This window comes from Enterococcus ratti, from assembly GCF_001886195.1.
In the GTDB taxonomy this organism is placed as follows: Bacteria; Bacillota; Bacilli; order Lactobacillales; family Enterococcaceae; genus Enterococcus_B; species Enterococcus_B ratti.
Map to the genome: position 1 here is coordinate 64,730 of NZ_JXLB01000006.1, position 19,152 is coordinate 83,881.

Below are 19,152 nucleotides of genomic sequence, written 5' to 3' on the forward strand. Positions count from 1 at the left end.
AAAATCATTAGTTAAAGAAGCTGGTAAAAAATGCAGAATTTTCTTGATGTTATTAAATAGTAAGAACTTTATTAAAAGAGAGTAAGTGAAAATACTTATAAAAAGGCTAAATGATTAACGCTGGCAGTTAAATCAGATGACGGGAGGATATGAATTGAAAGCAATTATAGCAGGGGCTGGTGGATTTGGAAAAGAAATCGCTTTTTTGCTACAAAATCAAAAAGAATATGAATGGATCGGTTTTGTAGATGATGAAAAACATAAACAAGTAAAGCAAGTTTTAGGAAAACCTATTGTAGGAACAATTAAGTCATTACTTCATATCAATAAGAAAATTGCTGTGTTTATAGGAATTGCTTCGCCTTTTATAAAGGAGCAAATCTATAATTTATTAAAACAAAATCCTTATTTGATTTTTCCTAATTTGATTGCGCCAAGTGCATTAATTGGCTTAAACGTTTGCCTTGGCATTGGGAACATCTTGATGCCTTATACTACTTGTACGGCAGACATAACGATCGGCAATTTCAACATGATTAATATAAGTACAACCATTGGTCATGATACAACGATTGGTCACTACAATGCAATTTTTCCAAATGTGAATATTTCTGGTCAAGTCACTTTAGGTGATAAAAATGAAGTAGGCGTTGGTACAAAGATCATTCAAAATCTCGTGATCGGAAAGGAAAATATCATTGGAGCAGGTAGTGTAGTAATTCGTAATATCCAACAAAATTCTAAATGTGTAGGTGTTCCAGCAAGAATCATTGAAAGGTGGGAGACATTTGAGTAGCAACCGAATATTATTAGCTTCTCCTCATATGAGTAAAGAAGGATACGAACAACAATATATAAAAGAAGCCTTTGATACCAATTGGATTGCTCCTCTAGGAAACAATGTGGATCGTTTTGAAATAGAGTTAGCAGATTATATAGGAGTAAAACATGCAGCAGCTCTTTCTTCTGGTACGGCAGCCATGCACTTAGCATTAAAAGCCGCTGGAGTTGAAAAAGGTGATCGAGTGATTTGCCAGTCATTAACGTTTTCAGCTACAGCCAATCCCATACTCTATCAAGATGCCATCCCCGTATTTGTGGATAGTGATCCTGAAACTTGGAACATGAGCCCTAGACACTTAAGAACGGCTCTAGAAAAACACCCAAAAGCAAAAGCAGTAATAGTAGTTCATTTATATGGACTGTCTGCTAATCTTGAAGAGATCATGCAGATATGTGAAGAATTCCAAGTAGTACTGATCGAAGATGCTGCTGAATCATTAGGAACCATTTACAAAGGGAGATACACTGGAACACTAGGGGATTATGGAGTTTATTCCTTTAACGGCAATAAGATTATTACGACTTCAGGAGGAGGCATGCTGATTTGCGACCAGCAAGAAAAAATAGAAAAAGTAAAATTTTGGGCGACGCAATCTCGGGAGAAAAGACGTGAGTACCATCACTTAGAAATTGGTTATAATTACCGAATGAGTAACATACTTGCTGGAATCGGAAGAGGACAATTAAAAGTTTTAACGAAAAGAATAGATAAAAAGCGTGCAATCTATCAGTTTTATAAAAACAAATTGTCTGATTTGCCTAATCTTAGGTTTATGCCGGAAAATGAATGGAACGAGCCGAATCATTGGTTAAGCGTGATTTTATTACAAGAAATTTCTCCAGCTGTTTTAATTGATGAATTAGAAAAAAATAACATTGAAGCCCGACCGGTTTGGAAGCCGCTCCATTTACAGCCAGTTTTTAAAACATACGATTACATTGGTGAAAAAGTTTCTGAACGGTTATTTCATACAGGTGTGTGTTTGCCTTCAGATACAAAAATGACAGAAAAAGAGTTGCAAAGAGTCGTTTCTACAGTTAGGAAAGTGATGCATGATGATTAAACAAACCTTTTATCAACGATTTGGAAAAAGAGCATGTGATTGCTTTTTTTCAGGAATTTTACTTCTTTTATTATCACCTCTGCTGCTAGTAATTGCAGGAGCAGTTAAATTGAAATTAGGTTCACCCGTTATTTTTAAACAACCTAGACCGGGAAAGAAAGAAGAAATCTTTTTTATGTATAAATTTCGGACGATGACAGATGAACGAGATCAAACAGGACAATATCTTCCCGATGTGCTTCGTTTAACTAGATTTGGTCAACTGCTTCGAGCGACTAGTCTTGATGAATTACCAGAACTTTGGAATATCTTTAAAGGTGACATGTCATTTGTCGGACCGCGACCTTTACTTGTAGAATATTTGCCCTTATATAACGAAGAACAGCGAAAACGTCACGTGATTCGTCCAGGGCTTACGGGCTTAGCACAAGTCAATGGTAGAAACACCATTAGTTGGAAAGAAAAGTTTCATTATGATTGTTTCTATGTAGAAAATTACTCGTTTGTAATAGATAGTTGTATTTTACTTAAAACGGTTCATAAGGTATTTAAGCAAGAAGGAATAAGCACTAATTTTAGTCCAACAAGTGAAAAGTTTGAAGGGAATGAATCAAACTGAAAATTTTATATGTTACGACCATTTCAAATACGTTAAATGCTTTTTTAATCCCACACATCGATCAATTAATTAAAACAGGACATGAAGTAAGTGTTGCGTGTGCCGTTGAACAACCTCTTGCCCCTTATTTTTATGAGCAAAACATTCCTGTATTTCAAGTACCGTTTAGCAGACGACCTTTAACCAAAGATAATCTTTTGGCGTACAAAAAAATTAAAAAAGTAGTAGAAGACAATCACATAGAAGTCATTCATACTCATACCCCCATTGCATCTATGGTGACACGACTTGCTTGTAAAAAAATGGCTGTAAAAATTTATTATACAGCGCATGGCTTTCATTTTTATAAAGGTGCCCCCTTGTTTAATTGGCTCACTTACTATCCAATTGAAAAGTATTTATCTAAATACACCAATAAAATGATTACAATTAATCATGAAGATTATTTTCTTGCTTTGCAAAAATTTGCATCAGAGAAAACTTATTTAATAAACGGTGTTGGTATACCCGTTGAAACATACGAGAACATTCAAGTAGAAGAAAAACTGAAAAAAAATGAGCTCGGTGTTTGTCAATCAAATACAAAAATTTTATTGTCTGTGGGGGAATTAAATAAAAATAAAAATCACGAACAAGTCATTGAAGTACTAAAAGATTTTAAAGACCAAAATTTTCAATATTTTATTTGTGGAACGGGCCCTTTAAAACAAGCATTAAAACAAAAAATAAAAAAACTAGGACTCGAAGAAAAAATAAAGTTATTAGGTTATCGAAAGGACATTATTGAAATGATGAAAATTAGTGATTTATTTATTTTTCCTTCTTTAAGAGAGGGTTTACCTGTTTCGATAATGGAAGCAATGAGTGTAGGAGTGCCGGTGGTTGCATCGAATATACGTGGGAATAAAGACTTGATTTTTGATGGGGTGACGGGAAAATTATTTGACGTCAATCAATCAAAAGAGTTACATAAAATTTTCTGCACTTTTTTTTCTGGAGAGTTACCTTTAATGAAATACTCCAATGGTGCTTCAGATAACATACAACATTTTAGTGAACGAGTAGTCATCAAACAGATAGTCGAAATCTATGAAACTTAACTATCAATTGTTCGTAGGTCATAAAAGTAAGAAAGACAATCTGAAATTTATTTTACGATGTTTTTTCTAACCTAAGAATATTTTTTATTCCTCCTGCATGACCGAATGTACCAATCAATTCTAGCTATTATCAAAGGAGAATCTAATGGAAATCAACTTTGTCTTCTTGCTTTGTCTATTTAGTTTATCCGCTTTATTCCTTCAACTTGGAATGGATCAAAAAAAGGGATTTGGAACGATTTTAATCACCTTTAGTTTGTGTATTCCAGTGATTCTTGCAACGTTTCGACAAGTGGGAACAGATACACCTGTTTATTATTCCGTCTTTTCTTCTTACCAAAATAGAAGCTTAATGGATCATTTCATAAACGAAGGTTGGAAAGAATTTGGAAATTCTCTTTTTATTTTTATAGGCAATTTAGTAAATTCTTTTAATGTATATCTTTTTTTATATAGTTTTTTTACGTTGTTATTTGTTATCTTAGCTTTAAAGGCATTAGTCAAAAAAGAATTAATAGGGATGAGCTTTTTCTTATATCTCTGTCTTCTTTATCCGATTAGTTTGAATACCATGAGGCAAAGTTTAGCCGTAGCAATTATCTTTTATTCTTATAAATTCTTATTGAATCGTTCATTTTTTCGTTTTTTCTTAGGGGTATTAATTGCTGCTCAATTTCATATCAGCAGTGTGGTGATGCTACCGATTTATTTTTTAATTAATGAACAAAGAAAACTTCGAAAAGGTTTTTTTGTCTTAATTCTATCCAGTATTGTAGTAGCGATTGTAAGCTACAAATGGATTTTTTCCTTCCTTAGTTTTTTCTTGAATGATGAGCGATACAATGCATACATCAATTATACAGAACCAACAACAAATTATTTATTTTTCTTTAATTTCATTCTTTTCTTGGGGATTTCTTTTTTTCAACTCGTTCATTCCGAGAAAAACAAAAAGAATCAATTTTATTTTGCTATGCTTGCGATTGGCTTATTATTAGGCGTTACCGGTTTTATTTCACCATTTATTAAGAGAATCTCGATTTTTTTTGATGTCATACAAATTTTACTCATCCCAGATGTTGTCCTACTTTACCGTATGAAAATTGAGAACTCCTTCATGTTGTTTTTCGTTTATTTATTTGGTGTAGCTTATTTTATTCTTTTTTACGTAATTCTGAAATTTTCAACTATTATTCCTTACATCTTAGGAAGCTGTTAAAAGATGACGCTCAATTAACTCGTACAAACACAAAAAGATAATGGGTAGGAAAAATTCCATAGAAATAATCAGTGCAATAACATATAAGTACACGTGATAAAAATAGCACAATTTTTAATAAACGAATGACACGTCGGTTCCTGTCGATTGACTTAGAGAATTTATGTAACATATTTTATTTAAAAGAGGTGGATTTTAATGAACATATCAGTTTTTGGTCTTGGCTATGTAGGCTTAGCTAATGCTTTGTTGCTCAGTCAGCACGCGTGTGTCAAAGCCTACGATATTTTGGAAGAAAAGATTGAACGGCTTCAAAGAAGAGAGTCGCCAATCGAAGATGAGGAAGTACAGCATTTTCTTAAAAGAGAAGATTTAACGATCGAATTTATCAAAGACTTTCGTGAAGCCGTTCTTTTTGGTGATTATTTAATGATTGCTACTCCGACGGATTATGATGAAAAGAAAAATTATTTCAATACTTCGACAATCGAATCAGTGATCAAGCAAGCACTAATGATTCGACCAGAAGCACTTTTTATTATTAAGTCAACTGTTCCAGTAGGATACACGGTCGAATTAAAAAAGAAATATCAAACGGAAAATATCATTTTTTCACCAGAATTTTTACGTGAAGGAAAAGCCTTGTATGATAATCTCTATCCTTCGCGTATCGTGGTAGGAGAGTGTTCTACTCGAGGCAAAGAAATTGCAAACATGTTTAAGCAAAATACGTTAGCAAAAGAGGTTCCGGTATTATTAACGCATTCAACAGAAGCAGAGGCTATTAAATTATTTTCAAACACTTATTTGGCTTTGCGGGTTGCTTATTTTAATGAGTTGGATAGTTATGCTGAAAAGCGCGGGTTGGATACAAAACAAATTATTGAAGGTGTAGGATTAGATCCACGAATTGGTTCTCATTACAATAATCCTTCCTTTGGCTATGGCGGTTATTGTTTGCCAAAAGATACGAAACAATTAAAAGCAAACTACCAAGACGTTCCCAGTAATCTCATCAGTGCAATTGTAGAAGCAAATGCTACGAGAAAAACGTTTATTGCAGAGCAGATTTTAGCTAAGAATCCTAAAGTAGTGGGAATCTATCGGCTAACAATGAAAGCAAATTCCGATAATTTTCGTTATTCTTCGATTCAAGGAGTGATGAAACGAATACAAGCAAAAGGGATTAAGGTCGTTGTGTATGAACCAACGCTAGATGCAAAAGAATTTTTTCACTCGCAAGTGGTAAAAGATTTTGAAATATTTAAAAAGATCTCAGATGTGATCGTTTCTAATCGTATGGATCATCACTTGAAAGACGTGGCAGCAAAAGTCTATACGAGAGATATTTTTAGACGGGATTAGTAGATGAGAAATATAGCCAAAAATTTTTTTTATCAAAGTCTTTTTCAACTCACTAAGATGATTATTCCTATTGCAACGATACCGCTTGTCTCAAATGCATTAGGCCCAAAAGGAATCGGTATTTATAATTATACGTTTTCGATTGCACAATATTTTGTTTTATTTGCAGGTCTAGGTGTAACGATTTATGGAAATCGAGAAATCACCTTGATTTTACATCGAAAGAAGGAAGCTTTATCAGAAGTTTTTTGGGAAATTTTGCTGTTTAAGATGTTAACAACTGGAGTTGCGTTAAGCCTTTATTTGATTTTAGTTTTATTTTTGAAAAATCGTTTTTACTTATTAATCCAATCTTTGGCAATTTTGGCCGTATTGCTTGACGTATCATGGTTTTTCATGGGGATTGAGGATTTTAAGAAAACGAGTATTTCTAATGTAATCATTCAATTATTGACATTTTTCTTGATCGTGCTTTTTATTAAAAATGAGGAAGATGCTTTAAAATATGCATTGATTCAAGGGATAGGACTGGTTTTTTCACAGATCAGCGTTTGGTTTTTTATTCCCCAATACATCCATTTTACAAAAGTAACGATAAAAAGCAGTTTAAAGCATCTGAAAGGTTCTTTTGAGTACTTTATTCCTCAGGTTGCTATTATGTTATATACGAATTTGAACAAAACAATTTTGGGAATGATGCTAGGTAGCGTAGCAGTTGGTTATTTCACAAATGCCTTGCAATTAAATACGGTATTCATTACGATTATTACTACACTTGATTTAGTCTTATTGCCGCACATGACGAGTTTTTTTGCCAAAGAAAATATAACAAAAATTGTAAGTACGATGGAAAAGACGATTCATCTGCAATTATTTTTTTCCATTCCGATTATGTTTGGGATGTTAGCAGTCTACGATAAATTAGTGCCGTGGTTCTTTGGTGAAAAATTTAGCGCAGTCATACAGATTATCCCATACTTTACCCTTTTAATTGTGGTTATTCCATTGGGGATGTCAATTTCAAGACAATATTTAATGCCAATTGGTCATGTAAAAGAATACAATCGTTCCGTGATCATTGGAGCGATCATCAACATCGTCTCGAATATTTGCTTGCTACCAATCATTGGATTTTACGGGGTAGTGATTTCAACGATTTTGGCGGAATGCTTTGTTACATTTGTTCGAACGAAATCTTTTTTGGCACACACGAGTTTTAAATTTGATTTTCGTAAAATTATAGTTTTTATTCTCGCAGGCTTAGTGATGTGTGTAACAACTAGAGCTTTAACAAGTCATCTAGCTAGCAATATTTTCACGAATCTTATCCAATTTTTGTTTGCTAGTTTGATTTATTTAGCTATTACAACGATCACAAAAACCAATCCTTTTTTGGAAATATTCATAGTCAAAAAAAAAGATGAATAATAAAAAACGAAGCACTTGTTATCGAATAAAATACTTACGAACGGGTGTCTTTTACGCAACATAGAGCCAAAATGCAAGTGAAAGAATTTTTTTAATATTATAGTAGATGCGAAAGCTTATGCTGTGGTTCAAAAAAAGTCGTAGAACTATATTTAACGGCGTTTTATATGGTTAAGCTCCGTGGAAAGAAGAGTGAAAACAAAACAGATTTATCAACAGCAAGTACTTGAGAGGGTTATACAGAGCAAAGGAAGTTAGGATCAAATAAATACAAAAACAATCAACTAAATCATCCATAAAAAAGAAATGATTTGGCTGATTGTTTTTTAGAAAAAAGAGTGTATCGTATTTTTTCTGTTTTAAGAAGTGGTTCTAAAAAAGAATTTTTTTATTTACGTTTTTGCTGTTTTCCAGCATTTCGCCCGTTTGTCTTTTTCGGTTCCTGTACTTGTTTTTTCGATGACTCTTGTCTAACAGGTGTAACATCTTTTCGAGGTGTGACTACTTGTTTCGGTGGGTTTTGCTTAAGCTCTTCTGCTACTTGTGCTTTTAATTTGGGTTTCATGATGACGTTGGTAATGAATGTTTGCAAACAACTAAAAATACCGCCGACTACCCAATAAAGCGTGACACCCGCTGGCGCACTGATCGACATAAAGACAATCATAGCTGGCGAGATGATTAACATGGTACGCATGGTTTTCTTTTGTTCTTCGGGAATTCCAATGGTAGAGATGTAACCTTGAAGCAAGTAGGCAACACCTGCAATTGCGACTAGAACCAAGCTAGGATTTCCAAGATCAATTCCATAAAAGGAAGACTCACGAATTCCCTCTGTATAGCGAGCTGTAAAATAAAGAGCTGAAAATATCGGCATTTGAATCAACAAGGGTAAACAACCGATACCGCCTGTCATACTTAAGCCATTTTCACGATACACTTGCTGGATTTCAGTTTGAGCAGCGAGTTGTTCTTCACGAGTAGTTGCAGATTTCAATTTTTGTTGAGCGGCTTCTACTTGTGGCTTTAATGCTTGCATTTTCTCTGACTGAATCATCGTTTTTTTCGATTGACTAATACCTAATGGCAAGATAATGATCCGAACAATGACTGTCATAAAAATAACAGCCCAACCGTAAGACCAGTTGAAGTTCTCCACTAAATATGTAATCGCTTGTCCCATAGGATGAACTAATACTCGGTAGATGATTCCTGATGTATCAGGATTGCCATTTGAATCTAAGCGTACACAGCCAGATAAGAAAAGCATGAGTGTCATAAGGCTAGAGCCCAGTAACCAATTTTTCCATTTATTCATAAAATACTTCCTCTTTTAAAATTTTTACACAAAGTTAACTATACTAAAAAAACGTTCATAATTCAATCAACTTTCTAGAAAATCCAACTCATTTCTTAGAAGAAAAACTGAGAAAAAAGTAAAAATCGATAGCTTTTAAAAAATACGGGAAAAAATATCTCTTCGAACAAATGTGTGAAAATTTCTTTAGCGAAAATAGCAAGTAGGAGTAAAAATCAATCTATTAGAATAGGCAATAATTAAAAATGTTTACACATCATAGATTGTCTTTTATTTAGCAAAGAGTAGCAACCTTCTTATCCTTTAAGACGTTAATTTTATTTTTGCAAAACTGTTTTGTTCAAAGACTTTTAACTAGTCGAAATCACTTATAATACTAGCCTTGAGAAGTTCAATCATGCTCATTAACCAATGACATCAAATTTTTTTCGTTCTTGCATGAGAGGGTTTTCCTGCAAGTCTATATATTGGACTCGCCCACTAGGACTAGGGGATTTTTTTACTTCTTCGATAAATTTTTTGATCGTCTCCTCTTCACCGGCTGCTTCAATAGTAACAGAACCATCTTCTTCATTTTTAATCGTGCCTGTGACACCTAATTGATCCGCAACAAGTTTTGTCATATAACGAAAGCCGACTCCTTGTACGCGTCCTTGAACATTCATTTTGATTTTATTCATCACGTTCACCATTCTTTCCTTTAATTTTAAATTAATGATAACGATTTTTTGAGATTGAAACAAGTTCAATGATTGAATTCATGCTATAATTAAGTGAGGTGAAAAAGATGAAAGAAATCCAATCAGCAAAAAACCCAAGAATCAAAGAATTAAAAAAATTACATAAAAAAAAACATCGAGAAGAAAAGGGAGAATATTTACTTGAAGGTTTTCATTTACTTGAAGAAGCGGTTGCTTTTAATGCCCAAGTCAAAGAAATCTTACTCACCCAAAAAGGATTGGAAGAATGGTCTGCATGGCTTGAACTTCACCAAGAAATTCCTTGCATAATGGTGACCGATGAAATCATGGCCGCTGTATCGGACTTACCTGCACCTCAAGGAATCATGGCTGTCATGATCTATGAAAAAATTAAAATGCCAAAAATTTCTGGTGGATGGTTGTTATTAGACAACGTTCAAGATCCCGGAAATGTAGGAACCATGATTCGTACAGCCGACGCTTTTGACTTATCTGGGGTCATTCTTGGAAATGGTTGTGCCGACATTTATAGTACGAAAGTATTAAGAAGTATGCAAGGAAGCAATTATCATCTTCCAATTATTCAAGAAAACCTTGAACAAATAGTTCCCCTTTTAAAGGAACATGGTTTGACAATATACGGAACAGAACTAAATGAAAAAGCAGTTGCATTGCATGAAGTAAATGTACCTACAGATTATGCCGTTATTATGGGAAATGAAGGTCAAGGAGTACGTTCTGAGCTTCTTGCATTAACGGATAAAAACGTTTATATACCGATTCAAGGAAAAGCTGAATCCTTAAATGTGGGAGTAGCAGCAGGGATTATGCTTTACCATTTCTCTTTAGGGTTAAGGAACTATTAATTTTTTACATTTTGCTTTCACCTCACTAGAATGATCCAAAGGCCAGTGGTATACTAGGATCAATTTCAAAGAAAATGAAATTTAAAAAGGTGGCAGATCATTATTATGACAGAAAAATGGCGTGAAGATGAAGAATATATGTCTTATATAGAAGACCTATTAGAAACAGAAGCAGTGAAGAAGTTAGCAAATTATACGCAACATGTTCACTCCACGCGGTTGGAACATTCGCTTAGTGTTTCGTATTATAGCTATAAATTAGCAAAAAAATGGGGCGGTAACGCTAAAGCAACTGCTCGCGCAGGGTTGTTGCACGACCTTTTTTACTATGATTGGCGTACAACAAAATTTGATGAAGGCACACATGCTTATGTTCACCCGAGAATTGCTGTAAAAAATGCCGAAAAAATCACGGAACTCTCAGATTTAGAGCGTGATATTATTTTGAAACATATGTGGGGAGCAACAATTGCTCCGCCAAAATATAAAGAGGGCTACATCGTCACTTTTGTCGATAAATACTGTGCCGTTAAAGAAGCAGCTCAACCAATGACTAATTTAATGAAGCAAAGATGGCATCGCTATTTTGGTAAAGAAATTTCAATGAAATAAATAAATTACAAGAAACAATCGATCAATAAGATGGATTGTTTCTTTTTTTACAAAAAATATGCTCAAAAGACAAATAAGTTTTCGGTATTTTTACTTTTTATTTATTTATAAAAGCAAACTAATTTCTTTTCATTGATTGAAGTGAAGGCTATTGGTTCAGTAGTGAACTAAAAAATAGATAACACATTGTATGTATTGCCGGAGCCCTTAGAAAAAGAAGCCGCAGAATTAATGAAGAAAAAGGAGTACCCTATAAGGCGTGATATCGTTTCTTTCTGGTTCAAACTTGTAAACAGTCAAATGAAAGTAAACGATATCGAAAAAATCAAACCTGCTATGTCTTTAATGGCAGCAAAAGATATTATATAAAGAAGCTGCCCAATTAGAAATGTCTGAGCGAATGGAAGTAAAAGAACGTTTGACAAAAACCGTTGACTATTTAAAGCAAATAAAAGAAGTCGGCAGTGATGAGTTAAAAGATCGCTTAGTAGCATGGGGAATTTCCGATAGGAAAAATAAAGAGGCGTATGTCGCACAATCTGCTGATTTGGCTCTTGCTTTGGAATATTTGTCTCCGGATTTATCAGAAACATTGAGAAAACGAGGGAAAAATCTGATTGAGAAAAACATCTCTAAAGAATATCAAGCGGAATTTTTTGAGCGGTTGAGAGAAAAGAAGCAAGAAAGAATAATTAGTGCTGATTTTCGAAAAGATGGCGAAGAAAGCGAAAAAGCGGTGAGGCGGCTAGTTGAAAGACTGAAACAGGCAGAAGTTAAGCCGGCGGTAGCTGCTTATTTAAATGTGAAAGAAAAACATGCTGAAAAATTTAATGAAAATAAAACGGCTATTTTAAGGTGTGAATAAGATGAAACCTGAACTGGCAGCTTTACGATATGCTGATTTGTTTTATGCTCGTCCCAATGTTGTCCAGAATAAAGAAGAGAGCATGGTTAAGTCAGTTATAGAAGAAAAGATGAAACAATCTGCTCTACGTATTCTAGTAAATCAAATCGAACAACCTGATAGAAAAAGATTTTATGAAAACGTTCAAAGATTATTAAAAACAAAATACTTTAATCTAGCACAAGAACAGCCACTTGCTCTTGTTAAAGACGAAAAAAATATAAGTCCATCCTTACGTTCACTTTCTGCAGTAACTGAAGAAGCACGCAAGAAGACACAAGACGATCAACAAAAGAAACAAGTCGCGCCAGCGAAACGGCCATTTCGTGATCGTGAGGACGGGGTTATTTAATCACCTGCATTGTATTTTTTATGAAAATATGTTAATTTATGAGTGACGTAAACAGGTGATAGTGTTCGCTTTTTAACAGTAAGCGAATGAATGACGCCTACTAAAAATTGGGAAGCCCCTTTTTTTAGTAGGTTTTTTTGAGGAGGAATAATGTGAAAAATTGCTTTTTTGCACCAATAAGAATCTTAATGTATATGATTAAATGGCTGGTTCTTACATTTATTTTAGGCATTTTTATGGGCAGCTTGTCCGCCTTTTTTTTAAATAGCTTAACTATTGTTACCAATGTTCGACTTGCATTTCCTTGGTTGTTCTTTTTTCTACCTATAAGTGGTGGGGTTTTTGCTTATTTGTATGTTACATATGGCAAAAATGCTGCAAGAGGAAATAACTTAGTAATTGATCAAGGCAATGGAGGAGAAGAAGACATTCCTTTACGCTTGATTCCGTTAACTTTATTTGGCACGATTACCACCCATTTATTCGGCGGATCAGTAGGTCGTGAAGGTACTGCTGTTCAAATGGGCGGTGCATTAGCAGAAAATTTAGCACGTTTGATTCGCTTAAATAAATTAGAACGTGAACTATTAGTTATTAGCGGAATCAGTGCAGGCTTTAGTGCGGTATTTGGTACTCCTTTGGCCGGCACGCTATTTGGTTTGGAAGTATTAGCAATTGGAAAAGTAAGAACAGAAGCTCTTTTCCCTAGCTTTTTTGCCGCCTTTTTTGCTAACCTTGTTACTGAACACATCGGAGTGAAACATAATCATTATCAAATCGGCCATATTCCTAGCTGGGACTTTGCACTTTTCTTTAAATTATTCATTGCAGGCATCGCTTTTGGAAGCATCGGCTGGGTGTTTAGCCGGTCGATTGTCTTTTTAAAGGCATGGTATACCAAAAAAATATCCAATCCCGTTCGTAGAAACTTTATTGGCGGTGTAGTAGTCATAGTAGCAGCAATCAGTTTGCATACTCAAAGATACCTTGGGTTAAGTTTGCCTTTATTAGAAGACGCATTTAATGGTAATGCTCATTTTTATGACTTTATCGGGAAACTAGGTTTTACTGTTTTATCATTAGGTGCTGGTTATCAAGGGGGCGAAGTGACGCCGCTATTTGAAATTGGTGCGACTTTAGGTGCTACGTTAGCCCCCTTGTTACATGTTTCCATCCCTTTTTTAGCTGGTTTAGGTTTTATCGGAGTATTTTCGGGTGCAACGAATACCCCCATTGCTTGTTTTATCATGGGAATCGAATTATTTGGCGGACAAGCAGCAAGTTATTTTTTTATGATATGTTTAGTTAGTTTTATGTGTTCTGGTAATAGTGGAATTTATTCTGCTCAAAAAATTGAAGTCAAAAAAGGCATTCTTTTTTTGCCGAGTATGGAAAAAAAAGAATGGCACAAAAAAAAATAAAGAGTCTGCTTTACTCAAATAATATGCATCCCAAAAGCTGTTTGAAAACAACTTTTGGGTCAGATCTCTTAATGAACGATGAAAGTTAAAATAGCAAATAAAGCAGCTCCAAGAACGATCAAACCGCTAACCAAGAGGTGGCGCTTTTTATGCAAGACTAAAATAGCAATATATTCTCTTAAAAAAGCGTTTGGTAAATAATACAACGCGGTTTTTCCACCAATGCCGTCTGCTTTTAATTTTGCTTGTCGAGCGTAAAGTCCAGCTCGAAAAATATGATAATTATTTGAAGTAAAAATAGCACGATATGATCCATCTGTTTGTTGATCCATGATTTCTTTAGAAAAACGCATATTTTCAAGGGTTGTTTTTGAATTGGTTTCAACTAAAATATCTCTTTCAGGGATTCCTTTAGCTAACGCATATTGTTTCATGGCAATTGCTTCTGGTATTTTTTCATCAGCACCTTGCCCTCCTGACATTAGTAAAATCGGAGGATTTAAGGTCGCTTTACTTTGCGCCCAATAAAAAGCAATAGCTTTATTGATTCTTTTGGCTAAAAGCGGCGATACCTTTTCACCATTAAGCAATCCGGCACCTAACACAATAATGTAATTTTGATTATATCTAGGTCGATTAAATTGATATAAAAATGAAACAGTCATGAAATTATAAAAAACGATAAAAAGATAACCCAAAATCAGTGGAACTGCTGAAAACAAAATATTAAACCATTGAGGCAGGTATTGAATGAAGAAAATTTGAAATATGATGTACAAGGTTAAAAAAATAGCTAATAGTAATGTTAAAAGATTAGCTAAGGAAAGCGATTCCCTTTTTAAGACAATTAGGCCATTCCAAAACAAGAAGACGATCAAAATATAAATGCCAAAGAGTAAAATCAGTAAAGCCGGAAAAGCAAGTAAAGCAATTAAACCACCAATAAAGACATTTTGTGTTTCAATCAGCAGTTTTATCAAATACCCGCCAAAACTAATCAAAAATAGGTTGAACAACACGCCATTCAATAACTTTCGTTTTTCATTAAAATAAGAAAAAGCAAAAATACTGAAAAAAGCTAAAGGAATCAAAAAATAAAAGGTTGCATAAAAAATTTCTAAAATAACAAAATAAGTAACCATCATCATAAATGTCCAAGTTCCACAATAAAAGAACAAGGCTGGATCACTTTGACGCTTTCGCCAATAAAAAATACTTGAAAATCCTAAAAGATAGACAACAAAGAAAATAAGGTCTCTTGTCAGATTCATTGAGTGAACTCCTTTCAGTTTTTGAACACTGGTTTTGTTTAAAAAAATAGGTGGATAAAATGAAAAGAAACACCAATACTTTTGCAACTTATGCCATTTATTATAGCAAAATCTCTAAAAAAAGCTGGTATAAAAAATAGATCATCAAAAAAGTAAAGGAAACAGTAGTAAAAAAGAAGAGCAAAATCAAATCATCTTTAAATTCAAGTAATGGTTTTAGTTAGTTTCACTAATAAAATATGGAAAATAACAAAGCATGTGCTTTTATACGTAGATATCTACTTTAGCAATAAGAAATTCCTTTTGATAGTTAATAAGTGACTATCAAAAGGAGTTTTTTTATTGGCTTCAATCATGAAAGATTCAATAGCAACCACGTTGTAATTTCTTTAACGAAAAAGTGTTTTATCTACACTAGAAATCATCGACTAGCAGGTTAGTAGTCTTAATTATTCTTGTCGTTTTTCTTTCTTAGCCGGGGGGATTTAAAGCATATTCCTTTCTCGTTTAGTTGTATTTTGTTTGAAGCAAATCATTGAAAGAAACATGTATTTTTCCATTATTGATGGTATTTTTTAAAGTATTTTCGTAAAAATTAGCTTTGAACTAAAATTTAGAGCGTAGAACAAAAGTAAAGAATACTTTTACTCCACACTCTAAATACAGATAGACTTATGGTCTTTCTTGACAGAAGATCAGAATAAATTAAAACAATTGATTGAAAAAATCAGTAACGTGTCGCCAACCAATGACAAAAATATTTGCTTTTTTAACGGATTGAGTAGTGACGATATCCGTTGTTGGTTCTTGATTTTCTTCCAAGTATCCTAATTTATCATCTGTTAAGGTGACCGTTGCTTTTCCAACTTTTGTGCCTTTACTAATTGGTGCATCAATTTGATGATGGTTGTCTATTTTTTGATCAAGAACAGGATGAATGGTTAACTTGCCAGTGTTCATCCCATTTTTAACCCAAACTTTGACGGGACTACTTAAGGCAACTGCAACGCTAGTTTCTTTTCCATCTTTGACTTTGATAGTTTTTAAATTTGGAATATCGGCATTCACTTTTCCAAGTTCTTTTAGTGACCAGTTATCGTAACAATAATTCATTAAACGATCCGTTTCGTCAAAGCGTGCACTTGGGTTAGCAGCATGATTTTCTGCATTTAAAACGACAGTGATGAGTCGTCTGCCATTTTTATTAATCGTTCCTACAAAACAAGCACCCGCAAATTCCGTCGTTCCAGTTTTTAATCCATCAACGCCTTCTTTATAGTTAACAAATCCAGAGAGCATCCAGTTCCAGTTAACCATTTCTACCGGTGATTGGGTAGTTTCACCAAACATTTTAGTTGTCGTACTCGTCACCTTTAAAACTTCAGGAAATTCTAAAATTAAGTGGCGAGCAATGACGGCGACGTCTTTGGCTGACAATTGATTTTCTTGAGTTTCTGAGGTGCCATCCGGACGATTTTGCCCCAGATAAGAATTATTTAGTCCGGAGGCGTTGACGATAATTGCATCAGTGATTCCCCAGTCTTTTAGCTGTTTTTTCATCAATTCGAGAAATTTTGTTTCACTGCCGGCAATTTTTTCAGCTAAGGCAACCATAGAAGCATTAGCCGATTGTATAAATGCAGAATCAAAAAGTTCCTTGACCGTATAATTGTTTTCTTTATGCAAAGGAACATTCGATAAGTCAGGAGCAACGCTTAACTTTTCAGCATAATCTGAAATAGCTACTTTTTCATCCCAAGAGAGGGTTCCTTTTTTTACTTGGTCGAGTACGATATAAAGGCCAATGATTTTAGTGATGGAGGCGATGCCCATTGCTTTTTCACCATCTTGATTGTAAAGAATTTTACCGCTTTGAGCATCCACGGCAAAAGCTGCTTTAGCATGAATTTTAAATGAGTCATCTGCGTGAACAACCCTGACCATGGAAAAAGAAGAAGCGATACACAAGATGAGACTTGTGAACAACAGTAATAATCGTGTTTTTTTAGAAGCATTTTTGTTCTCCTTATTTTCTAATATGATTCCTATGAATTAAAATTTTATCAAAGAGGTAGGCGAGTTTCAATGTTTCTGAAAAAAACTTTATAAACGTTTGTTTTACAGAAAATGCAAGCAAAGGGGTTTTTTGTTTCTACGACGTAGTTTGATGGGGAAATTTCTGATTTATTGAAGTACTAAACAAAATCTATCAGTCATTATTAGCCTAAATTTTTTCTTAATGCTGCTTGCTTATCATTATCATATTTTCATTTTTTAAATTATAACAAAAATATATGAAATGTTTGTTCATAAATGGATAGGGTTTTACGAAAAATGCAGAATTTTTATGAAAAAAGTTAAAGAAACAAAAAATAAAAAGAAACTGTTTATGCTTTAAGATTCATTTTATTATCTTGAAAAAATTTGTTGTGGTAGACTGGTATTAAAGGAATGATTTTTTAGGAGGGGTATGGTTATGACGAAAAAGGTGAAAGAGTTATTGTTGCAGTTGACTTCAAAAGAGGCAAATGGACCATTTGTCACGATTATGCTAAATACGCATGTCGCACACCAAGATATAGAAAAAGACCAAATCAAATTCAAAAATTTTTCAAAGGAAGCGAAAAAGCGTTTTGAAAAAAAATACGCAGAATATGATTGGTCTTTGTTTCAAGAAAAACTAACTGACTTGTTAGAAGATGCTTCGTTTTGGCGGAGTGCAACTGCAAGTGTCGCGATTATTGTTTCTCCAGAGCATACGTATATTCAGCGTTTAAATATCCCTGTAGATGATCAATATTATGTAAGTGATCTGCCTTATTTATTAGCAATTATCAAAAATAGCCACTTTCATTACTCCTACTATTTGTTAGGATTGAAAAGTGACTCGATGAAATTATATGAAGTAGTTAATAAACAAGTAAAAGAAGTAAAGCTACCAGAAGATGCACCAAAAGACGTTGTTACGGCTTTAGGTTCTGAATTAACGGGTGGTGGATTAAACTATACATCAAACGGTAGCGAAGGTGCAACATTTCATGGAGTAAATTCCAAAGATGAAGAAATAGAAATTGATTGGGTGAACTATTATCAAGCGGTAGATGAATATTTAAAAAATTCATTTGAAAACCCAGAGAACCGACCAATTTATTTGTTTGCTTTGCCAGAAAATCAAACGATGTTTAAAAAAATTGCCAAAAATCCTTATTACCGTTCAGAAGTAGCTATTTCTTCTTCACCGGCTCAGTTGTCTTTAAAAGCAGTTGAAGCAAATGCTGCAAAATTATCCAATGAACTAGCGGCAAAAGAAGCACGGGAATATAGTCGCTTATTAGATAAAAAATTTATGGATCAACTGCCAGATATTGTACCGGCTGTCCAAGAAGGAAAAGTCTCACATTTATTTATCGCTACCACCAATTTAGTGGATGGCTTTGGAGAAGACCCGGAAGTAGAATATGATCGACGGCAATTATTAAATAAGTTAGCCGATCAGGTTATTCAAAATGGCGGTCAAGTCACCATTCTTGAACAAAAAAATCTGCCGGATGAGAAGAGTTTGCTTGCTATTCTTCGTTATTAATTGACTGAACTGTTCCAATCGACAGATTTGACTGGAAAATCAAAGAATGGTGTGTTGCTTCTTTTTATTCATAAATTCCCTTCAATAAGGAAAAAAAGAAAGAAAAATTAGTGGCTATTTTATGAACAGTGTGCTATAGTAAAAATGTAGTTTTTGTTCGGTAATCTGTGGTAGCTTGTTTCAATTAAACATCTTCCAGATATACGCCATTCAAGTAATTGCAAAATATGTGTTGAAACACAAGGAGGATTTTTACATGGAAACAGGTACAGTAAAATGGTTTAACTCAGAAAAAGGTTTTGGTTTTATTACAGCAGAAAATGGTAACGATGTTTTCGTTCATTTTTCAGCTATCCAAGGTGATGGATTCAAAACTTTAGAAGAAGGTCAAACAGTAAACTTTGACGTTGAAGAAGGTCAACGCGGCCCTCAAGCAACGAACGTTGTGAAAGCATAATTTAAACGTATATAAAACCAAAGTTCGGT

18 protein-coding genes are annotated in these 19,152 nt (G+C 34.0%); 14 read left to right on the forward strand and 4 right to left on the reverse strand.

The features are described 5' to 3' along the window. The first annotated feature begins 154 nt into the window (after positions 1-154). The 7 genes from RV14_RS04030 (at position 155) to RV14_RS04060 (ending at position 7,638) form a co-directional block, all read left to right on the forward strand. Positions 155-796, forward strand: a complete 642-nt coding sequence (locus RV14_RS04030; protein ID WP_071855024.1) for an acetyltransferase — start codon at positions 155-157, stop codon at positions 794-796. Next, positions 789-1,907 carry a DegT/DnrJ/EryC1/StrS family aminotransferase gene (locus RV14_RS04035; RefSeq protein WP_143139730.1) on the forward strand — a complete coding sequence of 373 codons (1,119 nt, stop codon included), beginning with the start codon at positions 789-791 and terminating at the stop codon, positions 1,905-1,907. The genes RV14_RS04030 and RV14_RS04035 overlap by 8 nt, the downstream gene beginning before the upstream one ends. Next, positions 1,897-2,526 carry a sugar transferase gene (locus tag RV14_RS04040; protein WP_174544630.1) on the forward strand — a complete coding sequence of 210 codons (630 nt, stop codon included), beginning with the start codon at positions 1,897-1,899 and terminating at the stop codon, positions 2,524-2,526. Before RV14_RS04035 ends, RV14_RS04040 begins: the two co-directional genes overlap by 11 nt. Positions 2,527-2,528: 2 nt before the next feature. Beyond that, positions 2,529-3,626 (forward strand): glycosyltransferase family 4 protein, encoded by a 1,098-nt coding sequence (locus tag RV14_RS04045; RefSeq protein WP_281245794.1) that lies wholly within the window; start codon positions 2,529-2,531, stop codon positions 3,624-3,626. Positions 3,627-3,771: 145 nt separating this feature from the next. Next, positions 3,772-4,845, forward strand: coding sequence for an EpsG family protein (locus RV14_RS04050; RefSeq protein ID WP_071855026.1), 1,074 nt, complete (start codon positions 3,772-3,774; stop codon positions 4,843-4,845). Positions 4,846-5,043: 198 nt separating this feature from the next. Continuing rightward, the gene (locus RV14_RS04055) at positions 5,044-6,210 is read left to right on the forward strand and encodes a nucleotide sugar dehydrogenase (RefSeq protein ID WP_071855027.1); all 1,167 of its coding nucleotides are present in this window, start codon (positions 5,044-5,046) and stop codon (positions 6,208-6,210) included. Positions 6,211-6,213: 3 nt separating this feature from the next. Then, on the forward strand, positions 6,214-7,638 hold the full coding sequence (locus RV14_RS04060; RefSeq protein WP_071855028.1) for an oligosaccharide flippase family protein: 1,425 nt from the start codon (positions 6,214-6,216) through the stop codon (positions 7,636-7,638). A 388-nt stretch (positions 7,639-8,026) separates the two neighbouring features. On the opposite strand, the gene yidC is transcribed toward RV14_RS04060, so the two are convergent. Together yidC and RV14_RS04070 are read right to left on the reverse strand one after the other, a co-directional pair. Beyond that, positions 8,027-8,956: a membrane protein insertase YidC gene (gene yidC, locus RV14_RS04065; RefSeq protein WP_071855029.1), complete on the reverse strand. Its 930-nt coding sequence runs from the start codon at positions 8,954-8,956 to the stop codon at positions 8,027-8,029. 404 nt (positions 8,957-9,360) lie between these two features. After that, positions 9,361-9,636 carry an acylphosphatase gene (locus RV14_RS04070; protein WP_071855076.1) on the reverse strand — a complete coding sequence of 92 codons (276 nt, stop codon included), beginning with the start codon at positions 9,634-9,636 and terminating at the stop codon, positions 9,361-9,363. A 107-nt stretch (positions 9,637-9,743) separates the two neighbouring features. Between RV14_RS04070 and RV14_RS04075 the strand changes: the two genes are divergently transcribed. The 5 genes from RV14_RS04075 to RV14_RS04095 all read left to right on the forward strand — a co-directional run bounded on the left by RV14_RS04075 (position 9,744) and on the right by RV14_RS04095 (position 13,812). After that, positions 9,744-10,523 carry a TrmH family RNA methyltransferase gene (locus tag RV14_RS04075; protein WP_071855030.1) on the forward strand — a complete coding sequence of 260 codons (780 nt, stop codon included), beginning with the start codon at positions 9,744-9,746 and terminating at the stop codon, positions 10,521-10,523. A 105-nt stretch (positions 10,524-10,628) separates the two neighbouring features. Beyond that, on the forward strand, positions 10,629-11,135 hold the full coding sequence (locus RV14_RS04080; RefSeq protein ID WP_071855031.1) for an HD domain-containing protein: 507 nt from the start codon (positions 10,629-10,631) through the stop codon (positions 11,133-11,135). A gap of 388 nt (positions 11,136-11,523) precedes the next feature. Further along, positions 11,524-12,000, forward strand: coding sequence for a hypothetical protein (locus RV14_RS04085; protein ID WP_071855032.1), 477 nt, complete (start codon positions 11,524-11,526; stop codon positions 11,998-12,000). Position 12,001: 1 nt separating this feature from the next. After that, a complete protein-coding gene (locus RV14_RS04090) occupies positions 12,002-12,391 on the forward strand; it encodes a hypothetical protein (RefSeq protein WP_071855033.1) in 390 nt (129 codons plus the stop codon). Between the two features lie 188 nt (positions 12,392-12,579). Beyond that, the gene (locus RV14_RS04095) at positions 12,580-13,812 is read left to right on the forward strand and encodes a voltage-gated chloride channel family protein (RefSeq protein WP_143139731.1); all 1,233 of its coding nucleotides are present in this window, start codon (positions 12,580-12,582) and stop codon (positions 13,810-13,812) included. A gap of 68 nt (positions 13,813-13,880) precedes the next feature. On the opposite strand, the gene RV14_RS04100 is transcribed toward RV14_RS04095, so the two are convergent. Beyond that, positions 13,881-15,083, reverse strand: coding sequence for a YdcF family protein (locus tag RV14_RS04100; protein ID WP_071855035.1), 1,203 nt, complete (start codon positions 15,081-15,083; stop codon positions 13,881-13,883). Between the two features lie 705 nt (positions 15,084-15,788). After that, positions 15,789-17,123 carry a serine hydrolase gene (locus RV14_RS04105; protein ID WP_071855036.1) on the reverse strand — a complete coding sequence of 445 codons (1,335 nt, stop codon included), beginning with the start codon at positions 17,121-17,123 and terminating at the stop codon, positions 15,789-15,791. Between the two features lie 436 nt (positions 17,124-17,559). Between RV14_RS04105 and RV14_RS04110 the strand changes: the two genes are divergently transcribed. Both RV14_RS04110 and RV14_RS04115 read left to right on the forward strand, forming a co-directional pair. Continuing rightward, a complete protein-coding gene (locus RV14_RS04110; protein ID WP_071855037.1) occupies positions 17,560-18,666 on the forward strand; it encodes a baeRF6 domain-containing protein in 1,107 nt (368 codons plus the stop codon). A 256-nt stretch (positions 18,667-18,922) separates the two neighbouring features. After that, a complete protein-coding gene (locus RV14_RS04115) occupies positions 18,923-19,123 on the forward strand; it encodes a cold-shock protein (RefSeq protein ID WP_005875554.1) in 201 nt (66 codons plus the stop codon). The last annotated feature ends 29 nt before the right edge of the window (positions 19,124-19,152 follow it).

Excerpts from the sequence above, each read along its gene's own strand:
- RV14_RS04100 (WP_071855035.1), bottom strand. The coding sequence starts at position 15,083 with ATGAATCTGACAAGAGACCTTATTTTCTTTGTTGTCTATCTTTTAGGA.
- RV14_RS04040 (WP_174544630.1), top strand. The coding sequence starts at position 1,897 with ATGATGATTAAACAAACCTTTTATCAACGATTTGGAAAAAGAGCATGT.
- yidC (WP_071855029.1), bottom strand. The coding sequence starts at position 8,956 with ATGAATAAATGGAAAAATTGGTTACTGGGCTCTAGCCTTATGACACTC.
- RV14_RS04095 (WP_143139731.1), top strand. The coding sequence starts at position 12,580 with ATGTATATGATTAAATGGCTGGTTCTTACATTTATTTTAGGCATTTTT.
- RV14_RS04115 (WP_005875554.1), top strand. The coding sequence starts at position 18,923 with ATGGAAACAGGTACAGTAAAATGGTTTAACTCAGAAAAAGGTTTTGGT.
- RV14_RS04080 (WP_071855031.1), top strand. The coding sequence starts at position 10,629 with ATGACAGAAAAATGGCGTGAAGATGAAGAATATATGTCTTATATAGAA.
- RV14_RS04090 (WP_071855033.1), top strand. The coding sequence starts at position 12,002 with ATGAAACCTGAACTGGCAGCTTTACGATATGCTGATTTGTTTTATGCT.
- RV14_RS04070 (WP_071855076.1), bottom strand. The coding sequence starts at position 9,636 with ATGAATAAAATCAAAATGAATGTTCAAGGACGCGTACAAGGAGTCGGC.
- RV14_RS04055 (WP_071855027.1), top strand. The coding sequence starts at position 5,044 with ATGAACATATCAGTTTTTGGTCTTGGCTATGTAGGCTTAGCTAATGCT.
- RV14_RS04110 (WP_071855037.1), top strand. The coding sequence starts at position 17,560 with ATGACGAAAAAGGTGAAAGAGTTATTGTTGCAGTTGACTTCAAAAGAG.
- RV14_RS04085 (WP_071855032.1), top strand. The coding sequence starts at position 11,524 with ATGTCTGAGCGAATGGAAGTAAAAGAACGTTTGACAAAAACCGTTGAC.
- RV14_RS04060 (WP_071855028.1), top strand. The coding sequence starts at position 6,214 with ATGAGAAATATAGCCAAAAATTTTTTTTATCAAAGTCTTTTTCAACTC.
- RV14_RS04050 (WP_071855026.1), top strand. The coding sequence starts at position 3,772 with ATGGAAATCAACTTTGTCTTCTTGCTTTGTCTATTTAGTTTATCCGCT.
- RV14_RS04075 (WP_071855030.1), top strand. The coding sequence starts at position 9,744 with ATGAAAGAAATCCAATCAGCAAAAAACCCAAGAATCAAAGAATTAAAA.